Below are 11,239 nucleotides of genomic sequence, written 5' to 3' on the forward strand. Positions count from 1 at the left end.
AATGATTGAATAAAAAATTTTCTTGTTAAAGGCCACTTGACAAATCCAGACAAATATCAATAACATAGGATGTATCATGGCTAAAACAATAGATACCAATAAGGTGAGAATTATTATCTTATGTAGTTTCATGAATAATTAATTTAGTTAGCTGTTTTTGAGAGATGTATCAATTATCATCTATATTTTATTGTATTACATAAAATTCAATCAATAATTGATGAGAAAATGAATTAGCCAAGTAAATAAGCGATGTCTACAGCAGCTTTACACCACCAATCTAGTCCAAGCATGTATCCTCCGCATTCAGCACGCATTGCGTCTCTAATTTGTTCTCTTGTAGGCGCTTTTTTGGCATTGGAAGGAGTAGCGAATAGCGCTATTTTTTCCAGCGTTAGGTCATAGAGTAAAGTGAGTTCCTCTTGCGTAATACTTCTCATTTCACCGTCTAAAACGATTTTCTGTGATTTAAAATGAGCAAAAAATGCTTCCATTCCGCTTTTAGAATCCAAAGGAGCTGTTAGTTCGAAGCTTTGTTGCAAGGATTTGTTGTAGGCTTCTGCATCAACAACAGTTTCTTCGTTAGTTGTGGAACAAGAAAAAAGAAATAGAAATAGGGATAATACATTTAAGTATTTCATTTAGTTGAAATTTAAAAGGTTAAAAATAATAATTTACTTTACCTTCTTTAGATCTTAATTTCCCCCATATGCCACCATCTTGATAGAATTAAATCTGTTAACGATTGTTATTATGGTTTTCCGTTTTTAGCGATTCAATCCATGAAATTACGTATGAAAATAACAGTTGTTGGATGGGTATTGAGCATCTCAAAATGAACTTTACTTTGGACTTAATATCCGTTTGGAGTTTACTTAAATAGCCATTTATCCCCTATTTCTTATTTTTTTGACCACCTTTAGATAGAAAATGAAGGATTGATAAGTTATTGTAAGGTGTCAATCACTAGTTTGATAAGTTTTTGTAAAGTCTAACCGATTGGAATAGGACAATATTAAGATAAAATTGATCATCATAATTTAATTATAAAGAGACGAAGGGAAGTTCCCTAAGTTTCCTTAACCTTTAAATCATCCAATTCGTATGATTCGATTTTTTATTCTTGCAGCAATGTTAAGCATTGCTACACAAACTTTTTCTGCGACAGGTTACGGTTATAATAACAACCGAATAGCTATTAGTGCAGACGGTAACAATCAGGCTGATCCCAATACATGGGGAGGTAGTGTTACAGCTACGGCACCTTCTGCTGATGCTGGCAAAACTTTCAACTATAATTCCAATTGGCAAAGAGGAGATGAAGACGATTGGAGTGCGACACCTGCAGCTTTGGCAATGTTGGCAAATGCCGGGTTGGAGGGACAGTTAGTACATTATTCTTATAATAATTTTATAGGATCGCCACCACACACAACAGCTGCCAACATTATGAAAGAAGGTGTAGATGGAGCATTACAACGTTTTACGAATTTTGATACTTCGGTCTTTTATGATGTATCTGCTAATAATACAGCTGCCATCCATCATTTAGCCGATCAAATTAAAATATCTACCGCTGAAGATCCTCTGTATTTTGTATCAATGGGCTCTACTGAATTCCTTTATCAAGCTTTGGAAAAAGTAAAAGCAGACGGTAAAGAAGCCGCCATTCAACATCTGTACATTATTTCGCATAGTAATTATAATGACAATAATATTCGAAGAGCCGAGCACAGAAGAATTGAACATGTATTGGAGAATTTCCCGGTAACGGAAGGAGTAAATTTTAAGCGTATCAAAGATCAAAACCAATCGACAAACCTTACACAAGGATGGAGTACAAACAATGTAAATGGTTCAAATGATTATTCTCAATGGAATTGGTTGAGAGATCATACAGACGCTGATGTTAATTTTTTATGGGAAAGAATGAATATCGACAGTAAGAGCAAGGCAGACATTTCAGATGCAGGCATGGTTTGGTTCTTATTATACGGTGATCAAGATGGTAATCCAAGCAAATTAAAAGCACAATTTGAGAATGGAATAGCACAAATAGAAACACCCAAAATAGAGAATTGTCCTGTTCTAGAATCTTTTGAAATGGGTGGAATTATGGTTTTTGAAGCGGAACGAATCGCATTGAGAGGAGCTTGGAAGTTAGGTACAGATGAAGAATATGCTTCAGGAGGTCAATATATTTATTACGATGGACCGAATAACTATAAAAATCAAAACCCAGCCAATACGCTAACTTATAGCTTTAAAATCAACACTCCTGGAACTTACACTCTCAAATGGTTTGTGCGTCAAAATGAAGAAGAAAGGGGAAAAGTGGATGGAAAACAAGGTACTGACTTAAGTAATGATGCTTGGGTAAGGTTTTTAGATGATGTGGTCCATATTGCAGGAACTTCCACATCAGAGTTTTTTAAATTTTATGGAAGAAGTGATCCCGGGTTTTGGCTACATGGCGTAGCCGAATTTCATCATGAACATAATTGGGTGAATTTAAAATTTCCAGAGGCAGGGACTTATACCATGGAAATTTGTGGACGTTCACATGGTTATCAGATTGATAAAATTTTGATGGCAAAAAGTGGTACAGTGGCTTTTGGAGACTATCAGAAAAAAACAGAAGCACAGGCAGGTAGATATTGGGCGGAGACAGGAACTCCTGATCCAAATTGTGGTAAAGAAGATCCCGATGCTGAGAATCCTATTACTTCTATTGATGACGTTAATGTTAATATAGCGCCAAAAATTTTCCCGAATCCAAGTGAGGGCTTCATTCAAATTGATTGGGGTACTGCCTCCGAAGCAGGAAATGTTGAAGTTTTCAATTTACAAGGTCAGAAAGTTTTTCAATCCTCAGGAACATCTACTATTGATTTAAACCAAAAAGAAGCAGGGATTTATATTATTCGTCTAGTTGTAGATGACGCTTATTATATCGAAAAACTAGTGATCAAATAACCAAACATTACTTTTAGGTAATTAAAAAGCATAACTATTCTATGTGGAGTTGTTAAATGTGGACATTGTGATTATTTCATTCTTACAATTGCCTATTGATCTTTGATTTAAAATATTCAAAAGAGTAAATGATGAAATGGAATGAGCTGAATAAAAGATATATGAAGTAAGAATCTTACAAAACAATATTCCCCTTTAAATCAAAGCATTAAAATTACTTGAGTAGGAACTACATTGTAAACTAAGTTTTCATTAATAATTACTCATCTGTAATCAGACAATCATTTAATAGTAACTCCCTTTAATGCAGGGGGAATTACTATCAAACTAAAATGGTAGAAAGCTCACTGGCGCGAATGTTAAGCCTTAGTGTCATTCGTGTCCTTTAGATCATCAGAAATCTCCTGATTTCTAAATATAATAAATAACGAAAACTTAGTTTACAATGTAGTCAACTTACCATTCATCCCCTTTATTCTATTTTTTTACCCCACCTTTACTTTTGTAAATGGTTGATTGATAAGTTATTGTTATGCATTTATCATTGATTTGATAAGTTAATGTAAAGTCTAGCCGATTGGAATAGGACAATATTAAGATAAAATTGTGATCCGTAATTTCATCATAAGAACAAAGGGAAAATTCCCTGAGTTTCATAACCCTAAAATCCAATAAAAATGATTAGACTTTTTTTCATGGCAGTAATGTTATGCATTGCTACACAGACTTTTTCTGCTACAGGCTACGGTTATAGTAATAACCGTATTGCCGTAAGTGCAGATGGCAACAATCAAGCGGATCCCAACACATGGGGAGGTACCGTAACCGCCACGGCTCCTGCTGCTGACGCAGGGAGAACTTTCACCTATAATGCTAATTGGCAAAGAGGTGACGAAGACGATTGGAGCGCGACTCCAGCTGCGTTGGCTATGTTGGCCAATGCTGGGTTAGAAGGGAAGTTGGTGCATTATTCTTATAATAACTTTATAGGATCACCGGCACATACTTCTGCTGTAAATGTAATGAAAGAAGGAGTTGATGGAGCTTTGCAACGTTTCACAAATTTTGATCCTTCTGTTTTCTACGACGTTTCTGCTAATAATACAGCAGCGATCAATCATTTGGCCGAGCAAATCAAAATTTCTACAGCCAATGATCCTTTGTATTTTGTTTCGATGGGACCAACTGAGTTTCTCTACAGGGCTTTAGAAAAGGTAAAAGCAGATGGTAAATCATCGGCGATAAATCACCTTTATATCGTCTCTCATAGTAACTACAATGACAATAACATCCGAAGAGTCAATCACAGAAGAATTGAACATGTATTACAAAATTTTCCTGTAAGTGAGGGGGTGAATTTTATACGCATTAAAGATCAAAACCAATCGAGCAATTTGACAAAAGGATGGAGTACAAATAACATCAATGGATCAAACGATTACTCACAGTGGACTTGGATGAGAGATCATGCTGATACGGATGTGAATTTTTTATGGGACAGAATGAATGTCAATAGCAAAAGTAAGGCAGATATTTCGGACGCAGGCATGATATGGTTTTTGTTGTATGGAGATCAAGATGGTAATCCAAGCAAGCTACAGACGCAATTCGTAAATGGTATTACTGAAAGTGATGCTCCCGATAGTGATTATTGTCCTGCAATTGAATCGTATGAAACAGGAGGTTTGATGGTGTTTGAAGCGGAAAGAATTCCATTAAAAGGAGCATGGAAACTGGGTACAGATGAGCAATATGCATCCGGTGGAAAATACATTTATTATGATGGTCCAAATAGTTATAACACCCAAAATCCAGCAAATACAATAACGTATAGCTTTAAAATTAATACACCTGGAACATACACTTTTAAATGGTTTGTTCGTCAAAACGAGGAAGAAAGAGGCAAAGTTGATGGACAGCAAGGTACTGATTTGAGTAATGATGCTTGGTTGAGATTTTTAGGCGACGTTGCGATTATTGGGGGTAAAACCACTTCAGATTTCTTCAAGTTTTATGGACGAAGTGATCCTGGTTTTTGGCTTCATGGAGTAGCAGAGTTTGATCACGATCATAATTGGGTAAATGTAAAATTCCCAACTGCTGGTACTTACACAATGGAGATTTGCGGGCGTTCACATGGTTATCAAATTGATAAAATTGTAATGGCACAAAGTTCAGTTGTTGTTTTAGGGAATTACCAGAAAAAGACAGAAGCTCAAGCGCAGAAATATTGGTCTGAAACGGGTACTCCTGATCCTAATTGTGGTAATGATGGTACTGACCCAACGAATACTGTAGCATTTGTCAATCCACCTTCCTCAGTCGTGACAGGCGAGAGCTTTGATGTGACGTTAGCTTACACTTCTGCTACTCAAAATGATGTAATGGCCATTGTTAACGGACCAGATGGCACTTGGCTAACTAATGCAGTACAAACCGTTCAAGCAGGCCAAGGAAATGTAACTTTAACGATCACTCCACCAACAGCTTGGGAGGTAGCATCAGATTATAATTTGAAAATTGCTATACGACCAGTAGGTGGGGCTTGGGACACCAATTATGATGAGAAAAACACTAAGTTTGAAGTCAAATCGGCCATTGAAAATGCGATAAGTCTAGTGAATTGCCCAGCACCTATCAATACAGGCAATAACTTGGCAGTGTCAGTGAATTATGCTTCTGAAACGGAAAACGACATATTGGCCATTGTACATCAACCTGATGGAACTTGGTTAGCGAACTCCATCCAAACAGTACAGGCAGGAACAGGAACATTGACACTAACCGTAAATCAAGATACAGATTGGCCAGTGGGAACAGCTTATCAATTGAAAGTAGCACTTCGTCCTGTTGGGGGTGCGTGGGATTCTAACTTAAAAGAAGATAATTGTACATTTGATGTTATTCCTTCAAGCCTCATTGTTTCGATTCAAAATCAAGGAAGTTTTAGCTATATCAGTGCTTCAGATGAGGAAAAATTGACCATTGTGAGTACAGTTGGAGCAACAGAGCAATTTGAAATGATTGAAAATACTGATGGAACGGTTTCCTTCAAAGGAAGTAATGGAAAGTATGTAAGTTCAGAAAATGGTAACAAAGAACTGACATGTACCCGCACTGAAATTGGTACTTGGGAGAAGTTTACGTTAGAGGATTTTGGAAATGATATTTATGCAATCAAAGGGAGTAATGCATTGTATCTCCGTAATAACATGCTATGCACAAGTGATGGAGTTTCAGAATGGCAGCAGTTCAAGATCCAATCTTCTTCAAGTGGAACAAGAAGGCGTAATGTCGAGTTAGAAACGACAACATCACTGAATATAAAAATCTTCCCTAACCCAAGTCAAGGCTTCATACACATTGATTGGGGTACTTCATCTGAAGCTGGAAGTGTTGAAGTATTCAATTTACAAGGTCAGAAAATTTACCAGTCTTTTGCTACTTCTTCGGTTGATTTAAGCCAAGCAGGAGTGGGAGTTTATATTATCCGATTGCTTGCAGATGGTGTTTATCAAACTGAAAAAATAATTATAGAATAATAATTTTAGAGATTGATAAAAAAATAAAACCACTCGGTCATCATGTGATGATTGGGTGGTTTTGTCTCACTTTCAAGATTCCTTCTTTTTCATTTTTCCATTGATAAAAAACGAATCAAAAAATCTAGGCTTAGAAGTCAAAAGCTAAATTTTACTCCTTTCACTTAAATGATTTTAAGATTGCTTAATACACTGTAAACGAGGCTTTCGTAATTAATGTAATTCCTCTTATGAAAGATAAATGGTAATGTATTGTGGTTCGCGAGGACGTTGCAATGCAACGACCCTACATAACTGCATTTTAGAAGGTTATTATAAAACCTTTGTCTTTTGACATGTAATCAGACCATCATTTAGTAGTATCTAAATCGGCCTTGAAGGGAAAAGCGTTAAGAATTTCATGTATTGAGCCGTTAAGAATGATTTTGCTGTTTGAGCATCTCAAAACGATGAAGTTTTGATCGAGTTAGCCTTTTAATAGGCTCAAGGAATGAAATTTAGCTTTTGACTTCAAAGCCTTGACTTTTTTGCTTCGTTTTTGTGTTAAGACAAAAATGAAGAAGAAGGAAGTTTGAAAGTTGATCCTATAAATGCTGGCAGAAAGGCTGATTGAAAGTTGATGATAATTTAGTTTACAACGTGCTTGATCTGCAAGAAGTTAAAAAAGGTAGCCCAAGGATTTCTCCTCAAGCCACCTTCAAACACTTTTATGGTGGGGTAGATTTTTATCTTGTTTTTAGACCTCTCATCGATACATTGTCGATGTAGAAATGTACATTTCCTGAACTGCTTACTTCACTGTCGAATTGAAGTACGAGTTTTGTGGCACTATTACTAGGCCCGAATGTATTTCTGATTTTGATGGTCGTCCATTCTCCTTTTGGTAAAGCATTGTAGTCTATTTTGTAACTCAATGTAGTTGTACCTGTCAGTTTAATTTCAAAATTTTCATTGAGTGGAGAAGTGATTGCCCCGTCTTCAGCGTAGATATCTAATGATACTTCATAAACGCCTTCTGGAACATCTAGGATATGACCTTCACTGACTGAAGTTTCTACTTTTTTATCCTTTGCAATAGTCGCTAAATCATAATCCGCAAAGAACATCATACTATGGTCTCCCTCTGAAGCCTTGGAATCTGTTCTTTGGTAATAAAAGTAGCGTGTATCTTTTGGAGCGCCATCATGTGAAGAAATCCAACCTTTGGCAGCGCCACCTGTAGCTTTTCCTTTGTACTCTTCAAAGCTTTTGAATGCTTCATCTAAAACCTCTACGGCATTATTGATACCGATAACCGGTAGGCCAAATGTATTTAATGGAATGTCTGCTCTTGATTTGATGGCTGTTCCTGTATAAGCCAATTGAAGATTGTCAGAGTTGTAGATGTCATTGTCAACTGTGATCACCACTTCTTTTTTATTATCAGGATTCAGAACTACTGAGGTAATATTAATACTAAGTGGAGCACCATTCACATCGGTTCCTATCACACTAAAATCATTGATTACGGTAGTCTCAAAATCTTTTAATTCTTCATTACTAGTAAAAAGAATAGTGTTACTGATTTCATCTGTTGTGGTAATATCACCCAATACTTCTGTATCACCATCTTGTGTTAATGTAACATTAAGGAGTAGTGGAATGATTTTCGTTGAAGTTTGTTCTTCATTATTGATGGTTCTTGAGACGGTAAAGCTGCCAACTTTTGCTGCATTTACAATATCAGAATACGTATTCGTCTCTGTCTGTGCTGTACCTGTAGTACCGGACTTCGCACCACTTACAAAATTCCATTCTCTTGTTAAAGCAGTAATTTCAGGAGTAAGATCTTCAAATATCAATTCATCATCTAAAGCAATGTCCAGTGTGATCCATGTAGAGACATCATCACTAGGGACATTATCTCCATCAATATGTAAAACTTCTACCCCTCTATGGTAGACTTTGAAATCAGCTTTTAAAGCAGGAGGAATGACATTGAAAGTAAAAGGTAAATTTAATTTTACTTTACTAGCGACTACTTCTGCAGAACGTTCTATTTCTAGGCTACCTGCTCCACTTTTCTCAAAAGAATCGAAGATTAAATCTACCGATACAGCATTTTCAGGATCAAGATTACTATCTCCACCATTGTCATAACCGTTGACAGAAGTATTAGAAGGGAAAGTCCATGCTCTGCTATCCGGTCGGCCTGCTGAAGTAACATCTCTGTAGGTGATCACTTCACCCCACTCAACATCAAAAGTTGGGAACTCAATATTTTCATCCTGATCTGTAATGATTTTTTGTTCTCCATTTTCAATATAAATAATTGAATCCGTTTTTATGTGAACCAGCATTTCACCATCTTTTTCAATAATTACTTCTGGCTCTAAAACACCGTATACGTCCACATAAAAAGTGGTATCAATGACCCACATTCCTTCTTCATCCATGTAAGACGTTAGTGTATCGGCTTCTTCATGACTAGTACCATTGTAACCGATATATTCTACAGGATGGTAAAACTTGTTGTAAAGCCTTACACCTTGAAGGCCTTCTTCCATAAACAGGACATTTACGTTGTAAGCATCCGAAGAAAGGCCACTGTTAGGAACGATAAATTGTGTAAGATCATCTCCTTTTTGGAAATCTCCTTCAATAAAAAAGTTGCCACTATCCAGTACCCACTCGTGAGAGTAGATACCTTGAGATAAGTCCATAAAGGAAATGGATTGCCCCACTTCTCTGGCTAAGTTGATGTGTGCGAAACCTCCCGCTTCGGTATACCATGAGATATCCGAATAGGCAGGGATTTCATTTTCATTGTCTTTGTTACAGCCTAAAACTAACAAAGCAAGAATACTGATATAGATAAATTTTAATTTTCTCATTGTACTTATTGACCTAAGTTAGGATTAGAAATAATCTCTTCAAGCGGAAGAGGGTAGTAGTCGTGTAGCTCAGGGATGTAGTTGTTGTAAGCGTCAACACAATCGATGATATCAATACTTTTGTTGTTAGGGTCTGAACCTACTTGTAAGTCCGCTCTGTTTCTTTTGACCTTATTTCCAGTTGTAGGGTCTATAAATTGGAATTGAATAGCATGGTACACTTCATTTGAGGCTCTTTGGAAAGCTTCACTAATTTTACCCCATCTTCTCAAATCGATCCAGCGAATTGAATGCCCTTCTACAGAAAGCTCAAGAGGTTTTTCAGTAAACATTAAGTGCTCCATTAAAGCATCCACTGTGTAATCCAATTCATCATAAGTTCTGTCAGAGTGTTCTCCCACTGATGAAGAACCGAGGAGTACCAGTCCCCATTTTGCTCTTACATCGTTGATGTATTTTAGAGCAGAAGTGACATCTCCCTTTTGTAAATAACACTCTGCTACGTTAAGGTATACTTCAGACAGTCGGTGAATGGTAATGTTTTTTCCAGAATACCAAGCCCCTTTCGGCAAGTTGCCTTCTGAAGTGACGATATCATGGTTGGTGTATTTCTTGAAATAAGAAAATTCATATTTACCGAAAGTAGCAGAAACAGGCGTAATTCCTGATCTATAGTATTCAGTATAAAGATCATTGACTAAAGCGACACTTGCTGATGCTCTTAAAGAAATATCTCTGATCACTTCAATTTCTTCTTTAGTAGTCAGGTCAATCACTGTTCCTGTATTTCTTTTATCTAAAGGATCAATACGTTCTGTTTTGTATTTATAAGCCAACCAAGCGGTAGGTGTCATTGATCTTGCCCCCCCTTTAATACCAGGAGCATTGTATCTTGCCAATCGGTTACTTGGTGATTGCTCATCAAATTTATCCAATTCGGGTCTTAAGTTGTCGTCATAAATCACCTCAAAAATGGCTTCGCTATTGAACTCACCAGCTCTAGTAAACATCATTTCAGGATCGCCTACCAATGCAAAATTGTAGTTATTCATGATTTCTTGATAGTAAGCAAGGGCCTTTTCGTAATCAGGCTCTATGGCATCCCCATCAACAGTGGCAGGGGCTTCAAAGAAATAAAGATTGGCTAAAAATATTGTGGCAATCGCTTTATTCATTCTTCCCGCTGAAAGCTCATCTTGTGCAGCCGAACCCCATGTCGCCGGTAGGTTTTCATAGGCGTATTCAAAATCACTTAAGATAAACGCTCTAACTTCTTCTTTGGAAGAAACAGGAATATTGAATTCGTCTAATTCAACAGGAACTTTATCTCTGATAATAATTCGGCCATTGTTGAAGGTCTGATAAGCCCAAAAGTGAAAAATACCTCTTAGTAATCGAGCTTGTGCCATTTGAAGTATCCAAATCTCATTATCCTTTTGATCAGCTAAACGGCCTTCAAGTCCTTCAATCAACTGATTGGCTCTGAATGCACCAATATAAAGTGCTTCCCATTTTTTATTGATTTCCTTTTGAGAATTGGTATATGATTTAAAATACCACGCTTCACCAACGCTACTCAAGGCTGGTCTGCCGCTAGAAAAGGAAGGATACCCTAAATCAGAACGCCAAGCTTCTTCCATTATATTGAGATTATAATGATTCAATAAAGCAGAATAAGTGGCAGTAAGTACTTTGTCTGATTCAGAAAGTGATGTAAAGTAGTCTTTTTTCGGTTTGGCATTGGGGTTATCTTCATTCAAGACATCTGAACAGCCTATCAATGAAGTAAACAATACTGCATACCAACCGTGTTTTAATAATTCTTTTATATTCAGTTTCATTGTTTTC

5 protein-coding genes are annotated in these 11,239 nt (G+C 36.7%); 2 read left to right on the forward strand and 3 right to left on the reverse strand.

All coding sequences use genetic code 11. The features are described 5' to 3' along the window. Positions 1–233: 233 nt before the first annotated feature. Positions 234–641 (reverse strand): hypothetical protein, encoded by a 408-nt coding sequence (locus tag IC221_RS19010; protein WP_188170479.1) that lies wholly within the window; start codon positions 639–641, stop codon positions 234–236. Positions 642–1,104: 463 nt separating this feature from the next. On the opposite strand from IC221_RS19010, the gene IC221_RS19015 reads away from it, so the two are divergent. Both IC221_RS19015 and IC221_RS19020 read left to right on the forward strand, forming a co-directional pair. Further along, a complete protein-coding gene (locus tag IC221_RS19015) occupies positions 1,105–2,976 on the forward strand; it encodes a T9SS type A sorting domain-containing protein (protein ID WP_188170480.1) in 1,872 nt (623 codons plus the stop codon). 677 nt (positions 2,977–3,653) lie between these two features. Further along, a complete protein-coding gene (locus IC221_RS19020) occupies positions 3,654–6,518 on the forward strand; it encodes a T9SS type A sorting domain-containing protein (protein WP_188170481.1) in 2,865 nt (954 codons plus the stop codon). Positions 6,519–7,243: 725 nt separating this feature from the next. Here IC221_RS19020 and IC221_RS19025 read toward each other — a convergent pair. Further along, on the reverse strand, positions 7,244–9,391 hold the full coding sequence (locus tag IC221_RS19025; RefSeq protein ID WP_188170482.1) for a hypothetical protein: 2,148 nt from the start codon (positions 9,389–9,391) through the stop codon (positions 7,244–7,246). Positions 9,392–9,396: 5 nt separating this feature from the next. Continuing rightward, positions 9,397–11,232, reverse strand: coding sequence for a RagB/SusD family nutrient uptake outer membrane protein (locus IC221_RS19030; protein WP_188170483.1), 1,836 nt, complete (start codon positions 11,230–11,232; stop codon positions 9,397–9,399). Positions 11,233–11,239: the final 7 nt, after the last annotated feature.

This window comes from Flammeovirga sp. EKP202 (genome assembly GCF_014534745.1).
Taxonomy (GTDB): domain Bacteria; phylum Bacteroidota; class Bacteroidia; order Cytophagales; family Flammeovirgaceae; genus Flammeovirga.

Coding starts and splice junctions, on each gene's coding strand:
- IC221_RS19010 (WP_188170479.1), bottom strand. CDS start 641: ATGAAATACTTAAATGTATTATCCCTATTTCTATTTCTTTTTTCTTGT.
- IC221_RS19015 (WP_188170480.1), top strand. CDS start 1,105: ATGATTCGATTTTTTATTCTTGCAGCAATGTTAAGCATTGCTACACAA.
- IC221_RS19020 (WP_188170481.1), top strand. CDS start 3,654: ATGATTAGACTTTTTTTCATGGCAGTAATGTTATGCATTGCTACACAG.
- IC221_RS19025 (WP_188170482.1), bottom strand. CDS start 9,391: ATGAGAAAATTAAAATTTATCTATATCAGTATTCTTGCTTTGTTAGTT.
- IC221_RS19030 (WP_188170483.1), bottom strand. CDS start 11,232: ATGAAACTGAATATAAAAGAATTATTAAAACACGGTTGGTATGCAGTA.